We start from the raw sequence: 25,802 nt of genomic DNA on the forward strand, positions 1-25,802 counted from the left end.
AGAAGGAGGAAAATAAGACATGATTAGTATAAAAAGAAGAAGTGTCGGTGATATAATTGCTAATGTGGTAATATACATATTACTTACTCTTATAGCGGTTATCATGGTTATACCTTTCATATACGTTATTGCAGCGTCTTTTGCGACTGAAGCGGAAATTCAAACAAGACCGATTTTCTTTATTCCTGATAGTCCTACTCTTGACGCTTATGCAAGAATTTTTGATATGAACGATATGGGTACAAGAGTATTCCATTCATTGTTAATTTCAGTATGTGTAACAGCAATAGGTACATTTATTAACCTATTCTTTACAACAACAATGGCATACGGTCTTTCAAGATCAAATCTTATAGGTAAAAAACCACTGCTTAATATGGTTCTTTTCACAATGGTATTTGGCGGCGGTATGATTCCGTTGTTCTTGGTTGTTAAAGGACTTGGTATGTACGATACATATTCAGCACTTATTTTGCCGGGGGCAATCAGTGCGTATAATATGATTATCGTAAGAAACTTCTTTATGGAACTTCCTAGAGAACTTGAAGAGGCCGCATCTATCGACGGATGCAGTGACATTGGTATCTTCATAAAGATAGCACTTCCGTTGTCACTTCCGTGTTTGGCTACATTCGGTCTGTTCTATGCGGTTGGTCACTGGAACAACTACTTTGGTGCTCTTCTATATCTTGAAGATTCAACAAAGTTCCCATTCCAGCTTGTGCTTAGAAATATCGTAATGCAGACAGCTGAAACACAAACTGACCCGAATGCACTTATTCCGGAAGATACATTGAAGATGGCTGTTATCGTTATCGGTACAGTTCCTATTCTTATCGTATATCCGTTCCTACAAAAGCACTTCGCAGCAGGTGTTATGGTCGGTGCCGTTAAGGGTTAATTAAGAGAGTTAATTTAAGAAAATAATTTTTTTGGTAGTTTAAAATGAATTATTGCGGCATAGCCGCTTAATTAGAGAAAAACATATATTTTTAAGGAGGAAAATACAATGACACAAACTTGGAAGAAGATTGCTACTGTTTCACTTGCAGCAGTAATGCTTACAGGTTCACTTGCCGGCTGCGGTCAAAAAGCAGTTTCTATCGACAAGGAAAATCCATCAATTAATGTTATGACAAAGGCTTACAATACAGAATCAGCATCACCGGACAGCCCTGTTCTTCAAAAACTTGAAGAATTTCTTGGTACAAAGCTAAATATCACTTGGGTACCGTCAACAAGCTATGACGAAAAGGTTACAGCTGCGATGGGTTCAGGTGAATATCCACAGGTTATGCTTGTTGGTTCAAGAAGTTCAAGCGTTATTCAAAACTCAAGAGCAGGTACATTCTGGGATATTACAGATAAGCTAACAGATGCTGAAAAGTTCCCAAATCTTGCTCAAACAGATCCAACTGTAAACCACAACACATCAATCGACGGTAAAGTTTACGGTGTATATCGTTCAAGAGAACTTGGTAGAGCCGGCGTTTCAATCAGAAAAGACTGGCTTGATAAGCTTGGTCTTGAACAGCCAAAGACTATAGATGATTTCTATAATGTACTAAAGGCTTTTAAGGAACAGGATCCTGACGGTAACGGTGCTAATGATACATACGGTATGATCGTTACAGATTACCTTAACGGTCCTCTTAACAATATTGCTATTTGGATGGGCGCTCCTAACCAGTATGGTCTAAAGGACGGCAAGCTTGCTCCTGCATTTATGTTTGACGAATATCTTGAGGCACTTAAGTTCATGAACAAGTGCTATAACGAAGGTCTTATCAACCAAGATATGGCTACATATTCATCAGATAAGTGGAATGAGCAGTTCCTATCAGGTAAAGCCGGTGTAATCATCGACGTTGCCGACAGAGCAAGAAGACTTGCACAAAATATCCAAGCTATCGATCCTAACGCAGTTGTTGACGTATTCGGTTACGTTACAAAGGACGCAAGCTCAGAACCAAGAACACTTCCTACAACAGGTTATGACGGATACTATGTATTCCCTAAGACATCTGTTGCTACAGAAGAAGACCTTGACTTCATTCTTGGCGTAATGGATAAGGCTAATGAACAGGAAGCTCTAAACCTAATGAACTACGGTATCGAAGGCAGAAACTATGACCTTGACGCTGACGGTTATGTAGTTAAGAAGGACGATGCTAACCTAACTAAAGAATATAACGACCTTAACCAATTCTCAACAGGTATAGTTGCTACAGAACTTCAAATTAAGTATGCAACAGACGTTGCTGAAAAGATTCAGGAAGTTTATGATGAAAACAAACTTCACACAGTTGCTAACCCTGCTGAACCATATGTATCAGATACATATTCAACAAGAGGTCCACAACTTGACGCTATCATGAGTGAGGCTAATACTAAGTTCATCGTTGGTCAAATCAGCGAAGACGAGTGGAAGGCTCAAAGAGACAGATGGCTACAACAAGGTGGTCAAAAGGTTATCGACGAACTAAACAAGGCTTATGAAGAAGACGATTCAGTTCAGAAATAATTGATTTTGACTGACTTAATTAGTTAATATTAAACCACTTGTTCAATGTTATGTTGGACAAGTGGTTTTTTTGTTGGATTTTATAATTTATTTATATTTGTTTATAAATTATTTAGAATTGTATTATATAATGTTTATAAAGAACAGATAGAATATAATCATAAGGTACCTTATAGAAATAATAGACAGTGTTTGGGATAGAAAGGAATGATTAAAATGAAATCTAACAAGAAGAAAATAACAATGGCAATCGGTATGGTTTTGGGTGTAACGGTGTTAGCCGGAGCGGCATTCGCAAGCTACAACACATCAAACGGATATGACGTGGCTAAGACGGCTGTTAAAGGTTTGATGAAAAATGAAAACTACACCGCGAATATGACAACAAAGATAAGTCTTGATGGTAATGAAATTTCAAGCGACACGTTGAAAGAATTGTATGACAGAAACGGTGACGTAAAAATCAACAAGGAAAATAAGGTTTCATCATATGATTATAACAGTGAGTACAGAGAATGGGTTCAAGATGATACTAATATAATTTTGTCAACGCATTATGATGACGAAAAAAGAACACTTGTTGAGGAAAACGCATCTGAATACCTAAATTTATTTGGAGGATTTGATAAATTCTATACCGAAGATGCAAATGAGGATAAGAGAAATCAAAAAATGGTTAATTTCGTTGAGCTTATCGGTGATACAATGATTGGTGATTTGAAAAACAACATAATCTATGTGTCAGGTGATGATAATTCTTCAACATATGAAATGAATCTTGACGCAATTCAAATCCCTGAAGTTGCGAATGCAGGCTTATCCGCAATGTTCTCAGAAAATATCGCTGATTCTGATGATGACAGTGATCCGTACACCTTGCTTGGAACAGATCCGATTGTTAAAAACGTATCAGTGAAATTTACGGTTGACAATGAAGGCAGATTTACTAATTTGAATGCGGAAGCAAGTATGGTCGGCAATGATTCAAACGGCGAAAAGCATGAGGCAACAGTTAATATAACACTGGATATGTCAGACTACGGAACTACAAAGCCTGAGAGAGTTGATATTTCCACACTTCCGAATGTTGAGTATTCTAATAACTCGGGAGTTGACACATATTACGGAGATGACGAATAATTTATAAAAACGGATAGGGGTGAGATTATGAATGTAATCGAGATTAAAAATCTGACAAAGCTTTACGGCAATGGCAGAGGTATCAAAAATTTGAATTTAACCGTTGAACAGGGCGACATTCTCGGATTACTCGGACCGAACGGTTCGGGTAAAACGACAGCGATGAAAGCAATACTTAATCTTGTTAATGCGGAGGGCAGTGTTAAGGTGTTCGGTATGGACTTGCACGATAATTTTGAAAGTATTATGCAAAGAACAGGCGCGTTGATTGAATCACCGGCGATATATAAAGATTTATCGGCATATCAAAACGTAAAAATGCATGCGAATATGTATCCAAACGTAGACAGAAAACGCATTGAACATATACTTGACGTTGTACATCTTCTGCCGTACAAAAATGATAAAGCGGGTAAGTTTTCACTTGGTATGAAACAAAGACTTGGTTTGGCGGTTGCATTCGTATCTAACCCCGATTTGATAATTCTTGATGAGCCTGTAAACGGACTTGATATTGAGGGCGTTGTGGAAATCAGAGAAATTATAAAAAAACTCAATGCAGAGAAAAACGTGACTTTTCTTATTTCAAGTCATATGGCAGGCGAGATTGAAAAGACTTGCAACAAGGTTGCGGTTATATATGAAAGCGAATTGATAGCAACATCAACTACGGAGGACGCTTTAAGACTTCATCCGTCAATGGAGGACTATTTCCTAAGTGTTGTTAAGGACAGAAGGGGTGAGATTATTATATGAAAGCACTGATTTTGAATACCGGAAGTGAGCTTAAAAAACTTCTTATGAAAAAAAAGTATCTTGTTTTAACTGTTTTAGGTGCGATTATATGTATTCTCCGAATTGGCGGTAATGTACTTGTAAGCAAGATTACGGGCGGTGAAGTTGTTATAAAAAGCAATCTGATAATGGAAATGGTCGGATTTGTTTTTGATATACTTGTTCCGCTTATAATATTTATGGCAGTGACGGATTTGTTTGCAAGCGAAGTACAGGAGGACAGCATGAAAGCGTCGCTTTTAAGACCGCTGACAAGATTTAAAGTTATGACATCAAAGTCATTGGCAGTGTTTGTGCTTGGTTGTATGGTGACACTTGCAATGTTTGTTATCTCGTTAATCGTTCAAATCGTATCCGGCAACAGTTTAAGAAGTGTACCGATAACATTTGCGGCATATCTTATCAATATGATACCGCTTATAGCGATAGTTTCAATGGCGCTGCTCATAAATATGATTTCAAAAAGCCCGACGCTTGCAATGCTTTTATGTATAGTTGTGTATGTGTTCTTTAAATACTTGAACTACTATATAACGCCTGTCGGACAAATGGTATTTACGGCATATTCACAATGGCACAAGATTTGGATCGGCAATGTGCTTCCGTTTACGGCACTTATATCGAAGATTGGAATTTTGTTCGGCTCAATCTTGATTTTATACACATTATCGTATATAATATTTGATAGTAAGGATTATTAAATGTTATGAAGATTAAAAGTAAATTTGCGATATATAATATAATTATGCTGATAACACCTATCCTTCTGATAGGTGTTATTTCGGTATGTTTTGTGCTGATATTTATATTAAAATTTCCTGTCGAAGAATTAAATATATCAAGGGCATCAATGATTGACCCGTATGTTTTTTTGCAGGCAGTCGGTGAATTTTTCAAAAGTAATCCGAGTGCAATATTTTATGTGGTGTTGTGGCTTACGATATGTGTATTGCTTGTCGTGCTTTCAACTACCGTTGCCACAAGATTGATGACAAAAAGCATTGAACATTCAATAAATGATCTTGCAAGAGCCGCCGATTATATTCGTGCCGATAACCTTGATTTTGAGGTTATGGGAAGTGAATATGACGAAATAGACATGCTTTGTAATAATTTTGATATGATGCGTAAGGAGTTGAAACGCGCCAGAGAACGTGAAAAGTATATGAAAAAGGAGAGGAATATGCTCCTTGCAAATATTTCTCACGATTTAAAGACGCCGATTACGTCAATCAAGGGTTACGTTGAGGGTATACAGGACGGCATTGCCGACACACCCGAAAAGATGAAACGCTATCTTGATACAATTCATACAAAAGCGGAGGTTATAGACGATTTGGTGAATAATCTGTCCGTATTTTCGAAACTGGAATTATCAAGACTGATATTTGAATTTAAAGAGGGCGATATTAATTCGTTTATGCGTGATTTCGTAGATGATTACAGACTTGACCTTGAGAAAAACGGTATAAAACTTGAAACAGATATTCCGATCGATGAAGTTATCGTGAGAATGGATTATGAGAAAATAAGCCGAGTATTTTCTAATTTGATAGACAATGCGGTGAAATACAGAAGTGAGGATAATCCGACGCTTTCCGTCAGTACAATGTGCAGTGACGGCGGTGTGTATGTGAATATAAGCGATAATGGTATCGGCATAGATGAAAACGAGCTTAAAAATGTGTTCGAGGGATTTTATCGCGTGGACAGTTCGAGGAGTATTAAGGGCAGCGGACTTGGACTTGGTATTGCAAAACAGATTGTAGAAAAACACGGCGGCAAGATATGGCTGAAAAGTGACGGATTGGGTAAGGGTACAACGGCGGTTGTATTTTTGCCGAAAATCTAAGGAGAATAAAATGAAAAAAATATTGATTATAGAAGATGACAGCAGTATCGCGGAACTTGAAAGAGATTATCTTGAAATAAATGATTTTGAGTGTGAAATTGCGGCAAGGGGTACAACGGGACTTGAAAAAGCACTTGCGGAAAATTTTGACCTTATAATAATAGATATAATGCTTCCGGGTATGGACGGTTTTGAGGTTATAACGGAACTCAGAAAAAAGAAACAAACGCCCGTAATATTTTTGTCGGCGAAAAATACCGATATAGATAAAATACGCGGACTTGGCTTGGGTGCGGACGATTATATGACGAAACCGTTTTCACCGAACGAACTTGTCGCAAGAGTTAAGGCACATATATCGCGATACGATACGCTTACATCAAAAAGCGGTGATGTAATAACAGTCGGTAAACTTATGATAGACAAAGATGCGCATAAGGTTACAGTGGACGGAAAAGAAATATCGCTTACTGCAAAAGAATATGATTTACTATTATTTCTTGCGGAAAATCCGAATCATACCTTTTCAAAAGAGGTTTTATTTGATAGAATATGGGGTATGGACGCAATAGGTGATGTGTCGACCGTTACGGTACATATTCAGCGTGTGCGTGATAAGATAAATACTGAAAATGAGCGGTATATAGAAACCATATGGGGTGTAGGCTACCGTTTTAATATCTGAGGAGGAAACATAAATTGGAACAGAAAAGTGTATTGATAGGAATGTCGGGCGGCGTTGACAGTTCCGTTGCGGCGGCTCTTTTAAAGGAGCAGGGATACCACGTAATCGGTGCGACTATGCGTCTTTGGACGTATTCGGACAGCTGTAATATGAAGCATGAGGGCTGTTGTGCGGAAAGTGCGGTTGAGGACGCAAGACGTGTGTGTGATAAGCTCGGTATTGATTTTTATGTGATGAATTTTAAGGATATGTTCAAAGATAAGGTCGTTGATTATTTTGTTGATGAATATATTCACGGCAGAACACCTAATCCTTGTATTGCGTGCAATAAGTATTTGAAGTTTGACGCATTGTTAAAAAAAGCGTTGGCTATGGGTATTGATTACGTTGCGACAGGTCACTATGCCAAAATCGAAAAAGGTGAGGACGGCAAGTATATTCTTCGTGCAAGTGAGGCTGTTAAGAAAGACCAGAGCTATGTGCTGTACAATTTTACACAAGAACAGCTTGCACATACATTAATGCCTTTGGGCGGATATAATAAGGATTGGGTACGTCAAAAGGCGGAAGAACTTGGACTTGGCGTTGCACATAAGCCTGACAGTCAGGAAATATGCTTTGTTGAAGATGATGATTACGCGAAATTTATAACCGACTATTCCGGTTACAAGCCTAAAGAGGGCGATATACTTGACGTAAACGGCAATGTTATCGGCAAGCACAGAGGTTTGATTTATTATACAATCGGTCAGAGAAAGGGTATCGGTGCATACGGCAGACCTATGTTTGTTATGAAGATAGATGCGGAAAACAATACGATTACACTCGGTGAAAAGGGAATGGAATTTTCAAATGAATTAACCGCATACGATGTGAATTTTGTGTCGGGTGAATTTCCTAAAGAAAATATGCTTATCACCGCAAAGGTACGTTACCAAGCACCGCCTGCGGCGGCAATGCTTTGCCCGCAAAAAGACGGTACGGTTAAATTGATGTTCCCCGAACCGCAAAGAGCGGTTACTCCGGGACAGGCTGTCGTATTTTATGACGGTGATATTGTTCTTGGCGGCGGTACTGTTTTATAAATACGAGCTGGCAGAGGACGAGAAATTAGTTCGGATTTTGTGAAAATGAACTCATCGGCGTACACCCTGTACGTTAGAGTTTATTTTCACAAAAAGTGCACAGGCAAGCCGTATATCGAAGATAGGCTTGCCTGTTATTTGTTATAGCTATAATTTAAAGTATAAAAATAATATTTTGCACGTTCCGGACAATTTGTCGACGTCTGAGAGTGGAATTTTGAGGTAACTTCCCAATTCCACTCTATTTTCTTTTTACAAGTGCAGCGATACACGCGGTAAGTCCTATCAATCCAAGCGATATGACAAGCAAGAGTATCGGTATTGAGATATACGATTTTACAAAATCATCATTATTATTGTCCACATTATTTATATTCCAATTCATTTCGTTGTAAGTTTTAAACGGCGAATACAATCGAACTTCATCGCTTGTCGGCAAATCTTCACCCATACCAAGACGCATTAATGAATATCCGTTTTCGGTGTTTTGCAGAATTGCAAAACTGTATTCGGGTGTTCTTGTGTCACCTTCGTAATAAATGTCACCGAAAACAACAAATGTAACACCGCCGCCAATATCATAAACGCCTTTTATATCAACAATTTTCGTCGCAAAATAAACACCGAAACCACCGATATAATAATAGTAACCGTCATTGTAACAGAAACCGCGTTCCAAAAGCTCATTTACAGGTGGTTTTTCGGGTGTTATGCGGAAAACTCTCGTCATAATATAATCGATATAATCACTGTTCACAAGTGTAACATTGTTATAACCCAAATTACTGCTGTTTCCCGTATCGGCGGGAATGTCGGTGAGGATTTGAAAATTTTTGTGAGTGTAAAGCACATATTTGAAAAGTTTGTCATAGTTATAATTTCTTATATTAAACCGCATAACATCAGCACAGGCGGTAAGGGTTTTCGTGATTTCCTGCTTTTCCGAAACTGACAGCTCATTTACTCTGTTCGTAAAAGGGTAATCTGCTATGATTTCATCATTCGTTTTTGTGGGCATGGCAAAGACGGTATTGAACATAAGTGTAAGGATTGGTATAAAAAACAGTATTTTCTTCATAGAAAACCACGCCTTTCTCGATTTTTTTAACTAATAGTTACTTCATAAAAATATTATTTCCGAAAATTCGATTTTTTTTCGCATTTTCTATTAAAAAATTCAAAAATATATGTTATAATAAAAATATCATACTAAAAAGGGGAATATTAATAATGATAAACGAAGTACAGGAAATATTGATTAATGAAAGCGAAATTCAAGAGAAAGTAAAATATTTGGCTGAGCAAATAAATAAAGATTATGCCGGTAAGGATATTGTACTTATGATTATCCTAAAGGGCAGTGTTGTTTTTTCGGCTGACCTTATGCGTTATCTTAACGTAAATGTTTCGCTTGACTTTATGCAGGTTTCAAGCTACGGAAGTTCGTCTGTTTCCGGTGAATTGAAGATTTTGAAGGACGGACAAATTGACGTAAACGGTAAAAATGTAATTATTGCGGAAGATATTATTGACAGCGGAAATACGCTAAGCGCACTTGTAAAGCTTCTAAAAAAGAGAGGTGCAAACGTTGAAATCTGTACACTTCTTTCAAAGCCTGCAAGACGTGAAACGCAGGTTGACGTTAAATACGAAGGTTTTGAAATTCCTGACGAATTTGTTGTCGGCTACGGTATGGACTATGACGAAAGATTCAGAAATTTGCCATACATCGGTATACTAAAGAGAGAAGTGTACGGTGGCTGATATGAAAGCACTGCTTGTTGCAGTTAATGCAAAATATATTCATACTTCGCTTAGTGTACGAACGCTTAAAGCATACGCAAATTCGGATAATGTTGAGATGGCGGAATACACGATTAATGAGAGAGTAGAGGACATACTGCGTTCGATTTTTTTGAAAAAAGCGGACGTGGTTTTGTTTTCATGCTATATTTGGAATGTTGAGGTCTGTCTTGATGTTGCCGATATGCTGAAAAAGGTTTCGCCGGAAACAAAGATTATTTTCGGCGGTCCGGAGGTCAGTTTTGACGATACGGAATATATGCAAAAGTACGATTTTATTGACGCGATTATGCGCGGCGAAGGGGAATCGACTTTTAAAGAATGGCTTGAAATCGGTGAAATGGCGGACGGAATTACCTATCGTGAAAACGGCGAGATAATACGAAACAAAGACAGAGAGCTTATTCACGACATTACGTCAATTCCGTTTCCGTATGACGGATGAAGATATTGAAAAAAACAGCGGCAAGCTAATATACTACGAATCAAGCCGCGGTTGTCCGTTTAGGTGCAGTTATTGCCTTTCGTCAACAACGCATAGTGTGCGTTTTAGGGATATGGACGTCGTGAAAGAAGAATTGATGTTCTTCGTGCGACATAATGTGAGAATTGTTAAATTTGTGGACAGAACGTTTAATGCGGACAGAAAACGTACTTGTGAGTTGGTGAAGTTTTTAATCGACAATGCAAAAAATACGACTTTTCATTTTGAAGTGGCGGCGGACCTTATAAATGATGAACTTGTCGAATTGTTTAAAACCGCGCCGGAAGGACTTTTTCAGCTTGAAATCGGTGTACAGTCAACAAATGACAAAACGATAAAGGCGATAGACCGAAAAACCGATTTTGAGATGATAAAACGTGCCGTAAAACTCGTGCAAAAAGCGGGTGGTGTACATATGCACCTTGACCTTATAGCCGGATTGCCTTTTGAAGATTTTAATTCGTTCGGCACATCGTTTGACGATGTGTTTAATCTTCGTCCCGATGTACTTCAGCTTGGTTTCCTGAAACTTTTACGCGGAACGAAAATAAGAAGTGAAGAAGAAAAATACGGTTACCGATATAACTCAAAACCGCCGTATGAAGTGCTTAAAAACGACTTTCTTTCCTATGAAGATGTGCTTTTGTTAAAGGGGATAGAGGAGGTTTTTGAACGGTATTATAACAGCGGTGTTTTTAAGGGTGCAATGGAATATTTGCTTGAAAAATATAATTCACCGTTTGAAATGTTTAAAAAATTGTGGCTGTTTTACGACGGAAACGGATACAATAAAGTCGGACAATCGCGAAATTCTTTGTATGAAATATTGTCGCATTTTTGTGATGATGAATTATTTTGCGATATTTTAAAACTCGATTATTTTACATACAACAAGGGCGTAAATTCACCGAAATGGTCGCTTACAAAATACGATAGGTCAATTTTAAAGACAAGATTTGATATATTGACGGATGAATTTATTGCAGAAAATTTGAGTGAATACGCAGATATTCCGACAAAAGAAACAGTCAAGTATTTGCAGTTTGAAACATTTGAATATGACGTTTTGTCGAACTGTGAAAAACGCAGAAATATAATAATTTTCGATAATAAGTATAACAGAAGGATAAGGGTATGCAAGGATTTGAAACAATAATAAACAGTATTATTAAACTCGGAATTGCAATGCTTGTCGGGTTTGTGTGCATAAAGACGGGTTACATAACGAAAGAGCAAAACAACGGACTTTCAAAAGTTATCGTGAGAGTGACGCTTCCGATACTCATTATAACTTCGCTTACAAGCCTTGAATTTGATACACAAAAATTGAAAAATTCGATTTATGTGTTGATTGTGTCGATAGTCGTGGTTGCGTTTCTGTTTGCAGTCGGAACGGTCACGTCAAAAATAAGTAAAATGGATAAATCGCGAGCGATAATGCACCGATGTATGACGTGTTTCGGTAATGTTGTGTTTATGGCATTTCCGCTCATACAGGCACTTTACGGTGCAGAGGGACTTTTATATGCGGCGATTTATGAACTTGCAAACGATACTTGTCTTTGGACGCTCGGCGTGTATCAGATGAAGTCGATAGAGGAAAAAGAAAAATCGTTTATGGGAAGTATAAAAAATCTTGTAAATCCCGGAACGATTGCGTTTGTTGTCGCATTTGTGATGATGGCATTCGGACTGAAATTCAGCGGTATATTCGGGGAGGTAATGACCGGTATCGGCAGTACAACAACGTATTTGTCGATGTTCTTTATAGGCGGTACGCTTGCACTTGTTGATTTTAAGCACATATATAAACGTGTGTGGCTGTTTGTATTGACGGCGGTTAAGATGGTCATTATACCGATTATATTGATGTTTGTTTTAAAACCGTTTAATCTCGGTGAAATGGTTACGGCGGTTATCGTACTGCAAGCCGCAATGCCAGCGTCAACCATACTTGTAATACTCGGTATGGAATATGACGGCGATGTGCTTTATTGTGCGGAGGGTGTGTTTATAACGCATCTGTTGGGACTTTTGACATTGCCGTTTGTGTATTACCTTATGAGCGTGATTTAAAATAATTTGTAATGCGGTTTTTCTTCGTTGAAAAACAGGTAACGTATATAGTCGTCAACGATTATGCAGACAGGACTTAGTAAAAACCATAAAAACATATACGGCAGACATATCTGCCCCATAATATTGAACGGCAAATCGTAGTAATCCCATACGTTAAGATTTAGCAATAAATTAAAAATACACCCAAAGATAAATTCCATTAATGTTATGATAAATGTGCCTATCAGCATTTGTATTAACAAAGGAATATCCCAGGTGTATTTTTTGTTTATAAGTCCTAAAAGTACAAAGCATATTCCGCCCAATATAAACATACTCCAGTGCGAATATCCGCGCCAAAGCATTTCAATCAAGACGTATACTATGCCGCCGAAGGAAAATAAAAAGAAGTATTTTAAAACACTTGCCATACAATATCAATCCTTTCAGAAGATATGATATTATTATATGTAGGGCAAGTGTTTTTTAATCAAAGAATCATTACAAAAGTACCGGCTGTTATAAGAATACCGCCCATAACCGTCTTGAATGTCAAGTCCTCTTTAAGAATTACAAAGGCAAGTATCATTGATATAACAACACTGAATTTGTCAATCGGAACTACTTTTGACGCATCACCGAGTTGAAGTGCTTTGTAGTAGAATAGCCAAGAAAGACCTGTGGCAATTCCCGAAAGTACAAGGAATATCCAGCTTTTTGCGGTTATATCCTGTATTCCGCTTTGTGCGCCTGTCATAAAGACAATTCCCCATGCCATTATAAGTACAACGATTGTTCTTATTGCAGTGGCAAGGTTTGAGTTTATGTCGCTTATTCCGATTTTTGCAAGTATTGATGTAAGTGCAGCGAAAAATGCCGATAGTATTGCGTAAATTACCCAACTGTCTTTAAACATTTTAATTCATCTCTTTTGTATTGCTTTTTGTATGTGATAATGAGTCACTCGTGGTCGGCGTTCGTAGGGAGCGGCATCTCGACGTAACGAAAGCCACCCCACAGTCAGCTATGCTGACAGCTCCCCTCAAGGGGAGCCGAACTAAGCCTCTCCTTGAGGAGAGGTGCCTGAAAAGCGGAGAGGTGGCAAATGATAGACATAGTTTTGAGATGTTGCCACCCCACAGTCAACTGCGTTGACAGCTCCCCTCAATGGGAGCGCCTTGTAGGGGCGGTCATTGGTCGCCCTATAATTAAATATCAAGGTTTGAAACATATTTCGCGTGTTTTTCAATAAACTCACGACGCGGTTCAACCTTATCGCCCATAAGTATTGTAAATGTTTCGTCCGCAATCATTGCGTCCTCGATATCAACCTTTAACATAGTTCTCTTAGCAGGGTCCATTGTGGTTTCTTTAAGTTCGGCAGGGTCCATCTCACCAAGACCTTTATAACGCTGAACTTTTGCACCGGGTCCCATTTCGGCTATAAGTCTGTCACGTTCATCGTCCGTAAACGCAAACTTTTCAACAAGGTTTTTATTCTTACCCTTGAACACCTTGAAAAGCGGCGGTTGTGCGATATACACATTACCGTTTTCGATAAGCGGACGCATATGTCTGAAGAAGAATGTCAAAAGCAATGTTCTGATATGCGCACCGTCGACATCGGCATCCGCCATAATAACGATTTTACCGTATTTCAAATTATCGATATTGAAATCATCGCCGATACCTGTACCGAGTGCTTGTATAATAGGCAACAACTTTTCGTTTGAGTAAACCTTGTCAATTCTTGATTTTTCAACATTAAGCATTTTACCCCAAAGAGGAAGGATTGCTTGGAAACGTCTGTTTCTGCCTTGCTTTGCACTGCCGCCGGCACTATCACCCTCGACTATAAACAATTCTGCGTAATCTGCACCCTCATCGGTACATCTTGCAAGTTTACCCAAAAGCGAAGAATTGCTGCTTGAGTTTTTACGCGATGCCTCACGCGCCTTTTTGGCAGCCTCACGAGCACGTGATGCGGTCAAAGTCTTTTCGATAATAATTTTTGCGATTTTAGGATTTTCCTCAAGGAATGCAGAAAGCTTATCGTTTAAAGCATTTTCAACCAGCGCTCTTGCCTCACTGTTACCAAGCTTTGTTTTCGTCTGACCCTCAAACTGTGCCTCGACAACCTTAACGCTGATTACTGCGGTAAGTCCTTCACGAGTATCTTCGCCCGATAGGTTAGGGTCTTTTTCTTTTAGTAAATTATTCTTTTTTGCGTAGTCATTTATGACACGTGTAAGACCTGATTTAAAGCCTGTTTCGTGCGTACCGCCTTCGCCTGTGTGAATGTTGTTTGCGAAGCTTAGAAGTGACTCTGTATATGATGTTGTGTACTGCATAGCAACTTCAACCATCATATCCTCACGCTGTGCTTCAAAGTAAATAATATCATCGTGAAGCGGGTCTTTGTTTCTGTTTAAGTATTGTACAAATTCCTTTATACCGCCTTCTGCGTGTAGAGTGACCGTTTCGGGATTTTCAACACGATAATCGGTAAACAGGATTTTTACACCCTTATTAAGAAATGCCTGTTCACGAAGTCTTTTTAAAAGTACATCGTAATCAAATTCAAGCACTTCAAAAATTTCGGGGTCAGGCTTAAATGTAATTTTTGTACCGGTCTTGTCGGTATCACCGATAACCTTTAGTTTACAAGTAGGCTTACCGCGTTCGTAACTTTGATAATGAACGTGTTCGCCGTCACTTACTTCTACTTCAAGATGTTCCGAAAGTGCGTTTACAACAGAAGAACCGACACCGTGCAAACCGCCCGATACCTTGTATCCGCCGCCGCCGAATTTACCGCCGGCGTGAAGAATTGTAAGTACAACTTCGACTGTCGGAATACCCTGCTGTGGGTGAATACCGACAGGAATACCACGACCGTTATCTGTGACGGTCACTGAATTGTCAGGGTTTATATCAACTTTAATTTCCGTACAATAGCCTGCAAGTGCCTCATCAATAGAGTTGTCTACGATTTCATAGACAAGGTGATGCAGACCTGCCGACGAGGTAGAGCCGATATACATACCCGGACGTTTTCTTACTGCGTCAAGACCTTCGAGTACCTGTATTTGACTTTCGTCATAGGTGGTTTCAATCTTTTCCAAATCACTCATATTTTTTTCTCCCTTTATCTTAATTTTATCCGTTTTGCGTGTATTATAAACCACGTTTTGCCAATACTTTTGAAGAAACGGAGGATATAAAAACTTTCGTTTCATCTTTTTCCTTAACTACAACAAAGGATTTCGGCAAATCGTCGGTTGAATTTATAATCAGACCGTTTTTTTGAGATTCGGCAAGGAAGTTTCTGCCGAGCCTTGAAACAGTCGTATTATCCATATCAAATATTCCTATTATATCTTTTGTATTTACAACAATGTTTTCCTCAACTCTAAGGTACATTAATTTTCCTCCCTTACGACAGAGCCGTTTTTTATTTTAAATAACTTCGTATTGTCGGTGCTTTCGATAAGGTCGGTGTCAGTTGAAGTTATAAGAACTTGCTTATCGCGAATTTTCTGCGAAAGGTACATTCGGCGGTTAATGTCAAGCTCGCTCATTATATCGTCAAGCAGAAGTATCGGATATTCGCTTTTTATGTGATGAATGTAATCGGCTTGTGCAATTTTCATTGACAGTGCAGATGTACGCTGTTGACCTTGTGAGCCGTAAATTTTCGCCTCACTGCCGTTGATTGTGATGTGCAAATCATCTCGCTGTACGCCGACTTGGGCGGAGGCTAAATCAATTTCGCGTCTTTGATTTTTTTCAAGATATTCGTATATCGAATCTTTATCATCACCGCTTGCCCTCATACCCGGCATATACGATATTTGCAATTTTTCACCCGATATTTCATTTTGTATGGCGGCTGAAAAGTTATTTATCAGCTTGACAAAATCGGTACGGTATTTGATGATTTTTTCGCCCTCTGCGGCAAGCTGTTCATTCCATACGGAAAGCATCATATCCGACTTTGCACCTTTTGCACGAAGAACTTTGAGTAAGCTGTTTTTTTGACCCAACGCCTTGTGATAGTCGATTAGGCTTGTAAGGTATCGCGGATAAAGCTGACTTACCGATGAGTCGATAAACTTTCGTCTTGCGGACGGCGAACCTTTGACAAGCTCCAAATCTTCGGGTGAAAACATTACAACATTGAGATAATTCATAAGTTTGCTTAGTTTTGTTATCTGAACGTGGTTGATTTTAATGTTCTTTCTGCCGTTTTTCATAAGCTGCATAGCGGCTGTGTAATCACGTTCCGAATCGTGAAAATCAAGCGACAGACGCGAAAAATCTTCACCGAATTTTATAAGCTCTTTATCGGACTTTGCTCTGTGACTTCTGCCTTGTGAGAAAATATATACCGCCTCTAAAATATTTGTTTTACCCTGTGCATTGTCGCCGTAAATCACGTTTGTGTACGGGGAAAACTCAATTTTTTCGGAAGTATAATTTCTGAAATTCGCAAGGGACAGTGAGGAAATATACATTTATTCCGCTCCTACTTCGACTTCGACTGTCGCGTCCTCAAATTCGACCGTAACTTTGTCACCCGGACGGATTTTTTTGCCGCGCATTGTGCAAACTTCACCGTTTACCGATACGATACCGTCAAAAATCATATCCTTAGCCATAGCACCGCTTTCGGCAAGTGCGGAAAATTTAAGCAGTTGGTCAAGTTTTATATATTCGGTTGTGATGTTTATATTCATTTTTTCCATAAGACTTTATTCCTCAATAAATTATTAATTCTGTAATCTTGTTACAGATGTAACACCTTGAATTTGAACTATTTTCTTTTTTAGAAGTGCAAGATCGGAGGTGTTTCTGATTTCGACACCGATTTGTATAATTGCGATACCTTTTTTGTTTACATACGCATTTACCGATTTAAAAGGTATTTTAAGTGCCGAAAGAATGTTTGTAATTTCAAGCAAAACACCGTCGCGGTCAGGTGCTTCCACCTGCAAGTTAGCAATGTATGACGTACTGCGTTCATCGTCCCACCATACGTCAATAAATCTGCCCTTGTCTTCTTCGGACATTGACTGCGGATTCATATTCGGACAGTCGCGTCTGTGAACACTTACGCCTCTGCCTTTCGTGATAAAGCCGACAATGTCGTCACCGGCAACGGGGTTACAGCAACGTGCAAGACGTACAAGACAGTTATCAATGTCTTTAACAACGATACCTTTGCTTGATGCGTGACGCTTAGCCGGTTCGGCTTGAACGGTTTTGCTTTCCTCGTTGTATACCGCCTCAAGATTTTTCTTTGCTTCAAGATTTTTGTTCAGCTTTGTCCATTCGTCACGAAGTCTGAAAACGACTTTTTGTGCGGTAAGCCCACCGTAGCCGACGCTTGCGTATAGGTCGTCAATACTTTGAAAACCGTATCTTCTTAAAAGAATAGCAATCCATTCTTGTTTGAAAAGCTGTTCGTGAGTGTTGCCGATACGTCTTAATTCACGTTCGATAAGTTCTTTGCCGTGTTCAATATTTTCGTCACGTCTTTCACGTTTAAACCACTGATTAATCTTGTTTTTAGCCTGTGAAGTGCGACAGATTTTCAACCAGTCACGGCTCGGACCGTGCGTATTTGCAGTTAGAATTTCAACTATTTCACCGTTTTGTACCATATAGTTGTTCGGAACGATTTTTCCGTTTACCTTTGCACCGCTCATTTTATATCCGACTTCCGAGTGTATTGCAAAAGCAAAATCAATAACCGTACTTTTTGCAGGAAGTGAAATAACTTTACCTTGTGGGGTAAATACGAAAACTTCTTCTTCAAACAAGTCGAATTTAAGTGTGTTAAAGAAATCGTCGGTATCTATAATATTTGTCTGTGTATCAAGCAGTTGACGTACCCATTCAAGTTTTGAATCCATATCGGTTTTGCCTGATATACCTTCTTTGTACTTCCAGTGTGCCGCGATACCGTTTTCGGCAATTCTGTGCATTTCCCAAGTACGAATTTGAATTTCAAAAGGTGTACCGTTAGGACCTATAACCGTTGTATGAAGTGATTGATACATATTCGGTTTAGGCATTGCGATATAGTCCTTGAAACGCATAGGAACGGGAGTGTATAAATCGTGTACCATACCGAGTACCGCGTAACAGTCCGCAACGGTATCAACAATAATTCTGACTGCGAAAAGGTCGTAAAGTTCGTCGATTGTCTTGTTCTGCGTGTACATTTTTCTGAAAATACTGTAAAAATGCTTTGCACGTCCCGTAACCTGACTTTTAATATTCATTTGGTCAAGTTTTTCACGAAGTACGTCCATAATGTCGCGTATGTACTTTTCGCGTTCGTCCTTTTTCTGATTTATGCTCTGACGAATTTCTTCGTATGCGACAGGGTCAAGGTACTTTAAAGCCAAATCCTCAAGTTCGATTTTGATTTTGGACATACCGAGACGGTGGGCAAGAGGAGCATATACGTCAAGCGTTTCTTTTGAAATTAAAAGCTGTTTTGCACGCGGCATAAAGTTCAATGTACGCATATTGTGCAGTCTGTCGATTAGCTTTATTATAACAACACGTATATCCTTTGCCATTGCAAGAAACATTTTTCTGAGGTTTTCGACCTGCTGTTCCTCACGGGTGTTGTATTTGATTTTTCTAAGTTTCGTAACTCCGTCAACAAGTTCCGCAACGCTTTTGCCGAATATCGTTTCGATATTCTCATAAGTGTAAGGCGTATCCTCTACAACATCGTGTAAAAGTGCCGCCGAAATTGCCGTTGCATCAAGCGAAAGCTGTGCCGCAATATATGCAAGCTGAACAGGGTGCTCGATATACGGTGCACCGCTGCGGCGGAATTGGTGACTGTGAGCAGATTTTGCAAGCTTATAGGCAACGTAAATCATATCTGTGTTGGCATTCGGGCTGTAACCCTTAACCATACCGATAATTTTATCTACAAGTACATCTGTATCATCAGCGTGTTGAGGTATTTTTTCCGGCGAAAGAATTACCGGCTCTTTTGCTTCGGGCATATGCTCACTTCCTTTTTATGTCTTTTAAAATTAGTTGTACGGTTTCATTCCCTTGATAATGGTTAATATCCATTTGGAATGCTATATTTACAGTATCGCCTTGATGGATAAATTCCGCAAATTCACCCATTCCGAAACCGATACAGTTTATTGTCTGATTATTTTTCACTATGCGAAGTCTTAAATGCTTGTTATCCGCACCGACAGGGGCGATATTCATAACCTGTGCGTGTGCAAGTGCGAATACGGGCTTTTCATTGTTCATACCGAACGGCTCAAGTTTTGAAAGCAGTTTTGCATTTTCAAGAGTTACGGAACGCTCTGAAAGCGGACAGTCAATATCAACTGTCGGTATCATATCCTGTTCGCTCAATACTTCGTCTGCATATTTGTTTATCTCTTTTATGAATGAGTCAATATCGGACATATTGACGTTCAATCCTGCCGCCACTGCGTGACCGCCGAAATCAATAAGCTGTTTTTCACAATGTGTAAGTGCGTCAAAAAGGTTGAAACCCTTTATACTTCTTCCCGAACCTTTTCCGACACCGTTAGTGTGGGAAATAAGTATGCAAGGCTTGTAATACATATCACATAACCTTGACGCAACAATTCCGATTACACCTTGATGCCAATTTTCCTGTGCAAGCACGATAACTTTTTTCTTTTCGAAATTCGGATCTTTTGCAATCAGTTCCAATGCCTCGTCAAATATTTGACGTTCGGTTTGCTGACGTTCTTTATTTTCAGTATCAAGTAAAAGTGCCAATTCTCTTGCACGGCTTTCGTCATTTGTAAGCAGCAGTTCAACGGCTGTTGCCGCACTGCCGAGTCTGCCTGCGGCATTCAATCGCGGCGCGATTGAAAAAGCAATAGTTGACGCGCTTAAAGGTTTATCCAAAACACCTGCAACTTCCATTACTGCACGAATGCCTATTCTTTTTGGATTGTGCAAAATTTTTAAGCCTTTATCCACGATAACTCTGTTTTCGCCCAAAAGCGGTACAACGTCGGCAATAGTGCCGAGAGTGGCAATATCGACATATTGGTTAAACACATCTGTGGTTTTAAGTCCGTTTTTAATTGCAAGAGCCAAAATAAGCTTGAAAGCCACACCTACGCCTGCAAGTGCGTCAAACGGATAGTCGCAGTCGGGTCTTTTCGGGTTTAAAATAGCCGCTGCGGCTGTCGGAAGTCGGTCTTTGCAAGTGTGGTGGTCGGTAATAATAACGTCCATTCCCTGAAGTTTTGCAAATTCCACTTCACCGATAGCGGTTATACCGCAGTCAACGGTTATCATAAGTTTTATACCTTGTTTGAATAGCTTGTTTACAGCCATGATGTTTATACCGTATCCCTCACCTTTGCGGTCAGGTATGTAGTATTCGACATCTGCACCGAGTGAAAGTAAAAATTTGTATAAAAGTGCGGTTGAGGTAATTCCGTCAACGTCATAGTCACCGTAAACCGCGATTTTTTCGTTGTTTTGAATTGCGTTTGTTATGCGTTCGACTGCCTTGTCCATATCAAGCATAAGCATTGGATTTATAATATCAGCCATTGATTTTCTCAGATAAGGTGCAATATCCTCACTTTCAATTCCTCTGTTTAAAAGTATGGTTGAAATAACGCGGGGAATATGGTGTTCCTTAGATATTTCGTCAATGGTTTCTTCTTTGATTTTTTTACTTTTTATATTCCAAATCTTATCTATCATATTTTACTCCAAAACGCAATTTTTTTAACATAAATACTACTTATTATTATAACATTTTTTTAAGAAAAATTCAAGTAAAACAGGGTTTTTTGAATAAAATAATCAACAATGGTTAAAATAGAATTTGAAGAAGGGAGTGAATATAAATGAGCAGTAAATTCAATAATTGCAATAACCAAAACCAACAGCAGAACCAAAATCAAAATCAAAATCAGCAACAAAACCAACAGCAAAATCAAAAACAAAACAAGAAAAATAATAACTTTAACAATCAAAAAAACAACCAAAACAATTTTTAAGAAAAAAATACGGCATTGCGGAAAATTTGCAATGCCGTGTTTTTTATTTTTTCAGAGTTCCAAGACTTGCGGCTTTAAGATAGGCGTTAATAAAACCGTTTAAGTCGCCGTCCATAACCGCACCGATATTACCCATTTCAAAACCTGTTCTAAGGTCTTTAACCATAGTGTAAGGCTGGAATACATATGAGCGGATTTGACTGCCCCAACCGTTATCCATCTGTTCACCTTTGATGTCGGAAATCTTTTCTTTCTGCTGTTGCTCGGCAAGCTCGACAAGCTTTGCTTTAAGCATTTTCATTGCGTAATCTCTGTTTTGGTGTTGAGAACGCTGTGTTTGACAAGATGTTACGACACCTGTCGGGATATGTGTAAGACGGACTGCGGAACTTGTCTTGTTGATATGCTGACCGCCCGCACCGCTCGCACGGAATGCCTCCATCTTAATATCTTCGGGACGAATATCAACTTCCACGTTGTCGTCAAGTTCGGGCATAACTTCGATTGATGCGAATGAAGTCATACGCTTGCCGGCGGAGTTGAAAGGTGAAATTCTCACAAGACGGTGTACGCCTTTTTCGGCTTTAAGATAGCCGTAAGCATTAAGACCGTCGATTTCTATTGTACAGCTTTTAATACCTGCCTCATCACCCGGAAGCGAATCGAGAACAGTTGCGGTATAGCCGTTTTTCTGCGCCCACATTTGATACATACGGATAAGCATTTCGCACCAATCCTGTGCCTCTGTACCGCCTGCACCTGCGTGGAACGTCATAATTGCGTTGTTTTTGTCGTAATGACCGCTCAAAAGGGTTTCAAGCGTCATTTTGTCAATATCCGCCTCGATTTCTTCAGTTGCCGAAACAACATCGGGTAACATACTTTCGTCGTTTTCCTCGTTTGCAAGGTCGATTAAAACAAGTGTATCTTCCCATTTTGAAACAAGGTTGTTAAACGCCTCAACCTTGTCTTTTAATTGCTTTGTTTTTTGAAGAACTTTCTGTGAATTATCCATATCGTCCCAAAATCCCGGCTGGGCGCTTTGTTCTTCAAGTTTTGTTATTTCACTTTCCGCACCTGCGATGTCAAAGTGAATCCCTCAAATCGTTTATGCTGTCTTCAAAGCCTTGCAGCTTTAGTCTGTACTCATCGTACTCTAACACATTTATCACTTCTTTCGTTTTATTTGTTAATTTCCGTAAATCTTGTGAATTTCATCGGAATAAGTACCGTCTTGATTATACACATAAAGCGGCGGCAAAAGCTTTAATTCCTCACCGCCGTCACGCATACCCTCGATTAATACCATATTCGGTACTTTATCATATGACGGATGGACGAAACGCATACGCTTCGGCTCTATTTTGTATTTACGCATGGCACACATAATGTCTACAAGTCTGTTAGGTCTGTGAATCATAAAAAATCTGCCTTTCGGAATAAGCAGTTTTGCACTGACGTTTATAACGTCATCAACAGTACACATAACCTCGTGACGTGAAATTGATTTTGTGTCAATATCATTTTGATTACCGCTGCCGCACTTCATATACGGCGGATTGCAGGTTATTTTGTCAAAACTGTCACGACCGTATATAGAAACGGCGGTTTTTAAATCGCCGCATTCTATGGAAATACGATCTTCAAGCTTGTTATGTTCCACACTGCGCTGTGCCATTTGTGCAATCTCTTCCTGTATTTCAAGACCGAAAATTTTCGGTGTGTTTGTTTTTGCGGATAAAAGCAAGGGTACAATACCTGTACCTGTGCATAAATCAAGTGTTTTTTTAGACCTTGTTTCCTTTGCAAAATCGGATAATAAAACAGCGTCAATACCAAACTTGAAACCGTTTTTCTTTTGGATTATGAAAAGACCGTTTTGCAAATCGTCTAAACATTCATCATCTTTTATCATCAGTCCTCGTTTGCAATGTTGTCAACAACCGCAAAGCTGATTTCGCCTGCTGCCGCAACTTGACCGCCTACTGTTGCTTTTACGTTTGCTTTACCCATTCCGTGACGGTAAGTAACCAAATCAGCGTGAAGCTCCAATGTATCGCCCGGAACTACCTGACGGCGGAATTTGAAATTGTTGATACCTGTGAATACACCGAGTTTACCTCTGTTTTCGGGCATTGACAAAAGCATTACAGCACCGACTTGTGCAAGTGCCTCTGTAATAAGTACGCCCGGCATAATTGGGTTACCCGGGAAGTGACCTGTAAATTGAGGTTCGTTTGCCGTTACGTTTTTGATACCTGTTATGCTTTTGCCTTCTTCAAAATCAACAATTTTGTCTATAAGCAAAAACGGATAACGGTGCGGAAGAATTTTTTGGATTTCTACGTTTGTTAGTGTGATTGGTTCGTTTTTCATAATTAATATATCCTCTCTTTTTTAATCTCTGATGTATGCTTTTTTGTGGAATATATGAGTCGGCTCGGTAACTGTGTCGATATTGTCAAGTGCAATTCCCGCACCTTTTGCAACGCAGTCGATTATATCCGGTGCAAGCACCACTTTGACGCCGATGTCGTCCGAAATACGCTTGTCCAAACCGTAAATCAAAGAACCGCCGCCTGTCATTATTATTCCGTCTTGTATAATGTCACCGTGAAGTTCGGGAGGTGTTTCTTCAAGCACTTCCTTAATTCTCTCAGTCATATTATAAACAAAATCATCAAATGCGGGGTATAGGTCATTTGAAGAAATAGTTACTTCTTTCGGAAGCCCCGAAAGTACGCTGATACCTTTTGCTTTGCATAACAGCTCATTTGAACGCGGTATAACACCGCCGATTTCCATTTTAATTCTTTCGGCTGTTCGCGGACCGATAATCATACCCATTTCTTTGCGCATATAACGAATAATCGCCTCGTTAAATTCATCACCGGCGATTTTCAGCGAACGGCTGACAACGATACCGCCAAGCGATAATACTGCAATGTCGGTTGTACCTCCGCCTATGTCCACAACCATAGTACCGTGCGGACGTGAAATGTCAAACCCTGCACCGAGTGCCGCAGCAACAGGTTCTTCGATAATGTAAATATCTTTTGCACCGACATCTCTTGCCGCCTCAATTACGGCTCTTTGTTCAACGTCCGTAACACCGCTCGGAACGCACATCATTATGCGTGGGTGACCGATTGTTCGTGAAAATATTTTTGAAAAGAAATGTTTAATCATTTCCTGTGTAAGCGTAAGATTTGAAATTACACCATCAATAAGCGGACGAACAGCCTGTATATGCGGCGGAGTTCTTCCGAGCATTGCGAGTGCGTCTTTGCCTACGGCACAAACTTCGTTTGTTTTGGTGTTTACCGCGATAACGGTAGGCTCACGCAGTACAATGCCCTTGTTTTTGATATAGACAAGCACCGTCGCAGTGCCTAAGTCTATACTTATATCATTATTGAACATATTTCTGCTCCTAAATTAACAAAATCGGACTATACGCAAAATGCTTATAGCCATATACTATTATTATATCGTATTATTCGTTTTAACTCAACCTATTTTCAGAAGTTTTTTCGCATTTTTGTAAAAAATATTGTTACAATCTTCCTCTGAAAGAGGTAAGGCAGATAAATGTTTTGCCATTCGACCTTGCTTTTCCCAAGGTGAATCTGTCGCGTGAAGTATTTTTTCACTGCCGTGATTTTTGATTATGCGTAAAAGCTGTTCATCTGTGATAAAGTCAAGCGTAAAGGCTGTGTCGAAATATATCGGTGTGCCGACAAGGTATTTTTCGACATCGTCCCATAACTTCCAGCCGCCCAAATGTGCGGCAACGATTTTGTCGCCTTTAACGTAGTCAAGAATGTGAGAAAGCCTTTCGGGAGTACAGTGAACAGGCGGATCGATACCTATATCTTTGCCCGAATGAAGTACGGTTATAAGGTCGAATTCCTCACATTTTTTCAGAATTTGTATTGATTCTTTGCTGTCGATGTAAAATTGCTGATATTCGGGGTGTAGCTTGATACCTTTAAGCCCTTTTTCTTTGATGTCATACAAAACACTTTCCCAATCCGATTGCATAGGGTGCAGACTGCCGAGTGAATAAATACCGTCAATACCGTTTATTGATGCGGCGAAGTTATTTATTGTTGTTGATTGCTTTACGTTCGTGGCAATCGGAAGTACAAGCGATATGTCAACGTTGTTTTCATGCATTGACTGCTTGAGTGCGTCAAGTGTACCGCGTAGTTCGGCTTTGTGTGGCCTGTATTCTTCTCTGATGTTCGATTCAAGTAATTTTATCGTTTTGTCCGCTATTTTGTCTGGGAAAATATGTGTATGAAAATCTGTCAGCATTTTAAA

At 39.4% G+C, this 25,802-nt stretch carries 27 protein-coding genes; 13 read left to right on the forward strand and 14 right to left on the reverse strand.

Annotated elements, in window-relative coordinates; translation table 11 throughout:
• Positions 1-19 precede the first annotated feature (19 nt).
• The 8 genes from LKE05_RS03115 to mnmA all read left to right on the forward strand — a co-directional run bounded on the left by LKE05_RS03115 (position 20) and on the right by mnmA (position 8,081).
• Positions 20-901 carry a carbohydrate ABC transporter permease gene (locus LKE05_RS03115; RefSeq protein ID WP_308455900.1) on the forward strand — a complete coding sequence of 294 codons (882 nt, stop codon included), beginning with the start codon at positions 20-22 and terminating at the stop codon, positions 899-901.
• A 108-nt stretch (positions 902-1,009) separates the two neighbouring features.
• Positions 1,010-2,524 carry an extracellular solute-binding protein gene (locus LKE05_RS03120; protein WP_308455901.1) on the forward strand — a complete coding sequence of 505 codons (1,515 nt, stop codon included), beginning with the start codon at positions 1,010-1,012 and terminating at the stop codon, positions 2,522-2,524.
• A gap of 207 nt (positions 2,525-2,731) precedes the next feature.
• A complete protein-coding gene (locus LKE05_RS03125; protein WP_308455902.1) occupies positions 2,732-3,664 on the forward strand; it encodes a hypothetical protein in 933 nt (310 codons plus the stop codon).
• 27 nt (positions 3,665-3,691) lie between these two features.
• Entirely contained in the window at positions 3,692-4,420 is a 729-nt protein-coding gene (locus LKE05_RS03130; protein ID WP_308455903.1) for an ABC transporter ATP-binding protein, read from the forward strand.
• On the forward strand, positions 4,417-5,160 hold the full coding sequence (locus LKE05_RS03135; RefSeq protein WP_022230995.1) for an ABC transporter permease: 744 nt from the start codon (positions 4,417-4,419) through the stop codon (positions 5,158-5,160). The genes LKE05_RS03130 and LKE05_RS03135 overlap by 4 nt, the downstream gene beginning before the upstream one ends.
• Before the next feature lie 5 nt (positions 5,161-5,165).
• The gene (locus tag LKE05_RS03140) at positions 5,166-6,311 is read left to right on the forward strand and encodes a sensor histidine kinase (RefSeq protein WP_308455904.1); all 1,146 of its coding nucleotides are present in this window, start codon (positions 5,166-5,168) and stop codon (positions 6,309-6,311) included.
• Positions 6,312-6,321: 10 nt separating this feature from the next.
• Positions 6,322-6,996 carry a response regulator transcription factor gene (locus tag LKE05_RS03145; RefSeq protein WP_022230997.1) on the forward strand — a complete coding sequence of 225 codons (675 nt, stop codon included), beginning with the start codon at positions 6,322-6,324 and terminating at the stop codon, positions 6,994-6,996.
• Between the two features lie 14 nt (positions 6,997-7,010).
• Positions 7,011-8,081: a tRNA 2-thiouridine(34) synthase MnmA gene (mnmA, locus tag LKE05_RS03150; RefSeq protein ID WP_022230998.1), complete on the forward strand. Its 1,071-nt coding sequence runs from the start codon at positions 7,011-7,013 to the stop codon at positions 8,079-8,081.
• Positions 8,082-8,322: 241 nt separating this feature from the next.
• On the opposite strand, the gene LKE05_RS03155 is transcribed toward mnmA, so the two are convergent.
• Entirely contained in the window at positions 8,323-9,159 is an 837-nt protein-coding gene (locus LKE05_RS03155; RefSeq protein WP_308455905.1) for a hypothetical protein, read from the reverse strand.
• A gap of 152 nt (positions 9,160-9,311) precedes the next feature.
• Between LKE05_RS03155 and hpt the strand changes: the two genes are divergently transcribed.
• Genes hpt through LKE05_RS03175 form a run of 4 tightly spaced genes read left to right on the forward strand, consistent with a single transcriptional unit; the run spans position 9,312 to position 12,444 of the window.
• Positions 9,312-9,845 carry a hypoxanthine phosphoribosyltransferase gene (gene hpt, locus LKE05_RS03160; RefSeq protein WP_308455906.1) on the forward strand — a complete coding sequence of 178 codons (534 nt, stop codon included), beginning with the start codon at positions 9,312-9,314 and terminating at the stop codon, positions 9,843-9,845.
• Between the two features lies 1 nt (position 9,846).
• A complete protein-coding gene (locus LKE05_RS03165; protein ID WP_308455907.1) occupies positions 9,847-10,329 on the forward strand; it encodes a B12-binding domain-containing radical SAM protein in 483 nt (160 codons plus the stop codon).
• Positions 10,319-11,524: a B12-binding domain-containing radical SAM protein gene (locus tag LKE05_RS03170; RefSeq protein WP_308455908.1), complete on the forward strand. Its 1,206-nt coding sequence runs from the start codon at positions 10,319-10,321 to the stop codon at positions 11,522-11,524. Before LKE05_RS03165 ends, LKE05_RS03170 begins: the two co-directional genes overlap by 11 nt.
• The gene (locus tag LKE05_RS03175; protein ID WP_308455909.1) at positions 11,503-12,444 is read left to right on the forward strand and encodes an AEC family transporter; all 942 of its coding nucleotides are present in this window, start codon (positions 11,503-11,505) and stop codon (positions 12,442-12,444) included. Before LKE05_RS03170 ends, LKE05_RS03175 begins: the two co-directional genes overlap by 22 nt.
• On the opposite strand, the gene LKE05_RS03180 is transcribed toward LKE05_RS03175, so the two are convergent.
• From LKE05_RS03180 to recJ, 8 genes are all read right to left on the reverse strand, one after another.
• Positions 12,441-12,857, reverse strand: a complete 417-nt coding sequence (locus tag LKE05_RS03180; RefSeq protein ID WP_308455910.1) for a putative ABC transporter permease — start codon at positions 12,855-12,857, stop codon at positions 12,441-12,443. The two genes, LKE05_RS03175 and LKE05_RS03180, sit on opposite strands and share 4 nt — an antisense overlap.
• Before the next feature lie 59 nt (positions 12,858-12,916).
• The gene (locus tag LKE05_RS03185; protein ID WP_117965286.1) at positions 12,917-13,342 is read right to left on the reverse strand and encodes an EamA family transporter; all 426 of its coding nucleotides are present in this window, start codon (positions 13,340-13,342) and stop codon (positions 12,917-12,919) included.
• A gap of 292 nt (positions 13,343-13,634) precedes the next feature.
• Positions 13,635-15,560 carry a DNA topoisomerase (ATP-hydrolyzing) subunit B gene (gene gyrB / locus LKE05_RS03190; protein ID WP_022231005.1) on the reverse strand — a complete coding sequence of 642 codons (1,926 nt, stop codon included), beginning with the start codon at positions 15,558-15,560 and terminating at the stop codon, positions 13,635-13,637.
• A gap of 43 nt (positions 15,561-15,603) precedes the next feature.
• The gene (gene remB, locus LKE05_RS03195) at positions 15,604-15,849 is read right to left on the reverse strand and encodes an extracellular matrix regulator RemB (protein WP_022231006.1); all 246 of its coding nucleotides are present in this window, start codon (positions 15,847-15,849) and stop codon (positions 15,604-15,606) included.
• Positions 15,849-16,943, reverse strand: coding sequence for a DNA replication/repair protein RecF (gene recF, locus LKE05_RS03200; RefSeq protein WP_308455911.1), 1,095 nt, complete (start codon positions 16,941-16,943; stop codon positions 15,849-15,851). Before recF ends, remB begins: the two co-directional genes overlap by 1 nt.
• The gene (locus LKE05_RS03205; protein WP_022231008.1) at positions 16,944-17,174 is read right to left on the reverse strand and encodes an RNA-binding S4 domain-containing protein; all 231 of its coding nucleotides are present in this window, start codon (positions 17,172-17,174) and stop codon (positions 16,944-16,946) included. It abuts the gene before it with no gap.
• A 24-nt stretch (positions 17,175-17,198) separates the two neighbouring features.
• On the reverse strand, positions 17,199-19,460 hold the full coding sequence (locus LKE05_RS03210) for a RelA/SpoT family protein (RefSeq protein ID WP_022231009.1): 2,262 nt from the start codon (positions 19,458-19,460) through the stop codon (positions 17,199-17,201).
• Between the two features lie 4 nt (positions 19,461-19,464).
• Complete coding sequence (gene recJ / locus LKE05_RS03215) at positions 19,465-21,177, reverse strand: single-stranded-DNA-specific exonuclease RecJ (protein ID WP_308455912.1); 1,713 nt, start codon at positions 21,175-21,177, stop codon at positions 19,465-19,467.
• 146 nt (positions 21,178-21,323) lie between these two features.
• On the opposite strand from recJ, the gene LKE05_RS03220 reads away from it, so the two are divergent.
• Entirely contained in the window at positions 21,324-21,476 is a 153-nt protein-coding gene (locus LKE05_RS03220) for a hypothetical protein (RefSeq protein ID WP_308455913.1), read from the forward strand.
• Between the two features lie 43 nt (positions 21,477-21,519).
• Here LKE05_RS03220 and prfB read toward each other — a convergent pair.
• From prfB to LKE05_RS03245, 5 genes are all read right to left on the reverse strand, one after another.
• Positions 21,520-22,639, reverse strand: a protein-coding gene (gene prfB / locus LKE05_RS03225; RefSeq protein WP_303672447.1) for a peptide chain release factor 2 whose coding sequence is annotated in 2 segments (ribosomal slippage) — positions 21,520-22,563 and positions 22,565-22,639 — 1,119 coding nt in all. Because the reading frame shifts where the segments join, the coding sequence is not laid out codon by codon here.
• Positions 22,640-22,665: 26 nt separating this feature from the next.
• Positions 22,666-23,391 (reverse strand): tRNA1(Val) (adenine(37)-N6)-methyltransferase, encoded by a 726-nt coding sequence (locus LKE05_RS03230; RefSeq protein ID WP_308455914.1) that lies wholly within the window; start codon positions 23,389-23,391, stop codon positions 22,666-22,668.
• Positions 23,391-23,852 carry a 3-hydroxyacyl-ACP dehydratase FabZ gene (fabZ, locus tag LKE05_RS03235; protein ID WP_022231014.1) on the reverse strand — a complete coding sequence of 154 codons (462 nt, stop codon included), beginning with the start codon at positions 23,850-23,852 and terminating at the stop codon, positions 23,391-23,393. The genes LKE05_RS03230 and fabZ overlap by 1 nt, the downstream gene beginning before the upstream one ends.
• A gap of 21 nt (positions 23,853-23,873) precedes the next feature.
• Positions 23,874-24,899, reverse strand: a complete 1,026-nt coding sequence (locus LKE05_RS03240; RefSeq protein ID WP_022231015.1) for a rod shape-determining protein — start codon at positions 24,897-24,899, stop codon at positions 23,874-23,876.
• A gap of 87 nt (positions 24,900-24,986) precedes the next feature.
• Positions 24,987-25,796, reverse strand: a complete 810-nt coding sequence (locus LKE05_RS03245; RefSeq protein WP_308455915.1) for an amidohydrolase family protein — start codon at positions 25,794-25,796, stop codon at positions 24,987-24,989.
• Positions 25,797-25,802: the final 6 nt, after the last annotated feature.

Origin of the sequence: Hominilimicola fabiformis (assembly GCF_020687385.1) — a bacterium.
In the GTDB taxonomy this organism is placed as follows: Bacteria; Bacillota; Clostridia; order UBA1381; family UBA1381; genus Hominilimicola; species Hominilimicola fabiformis.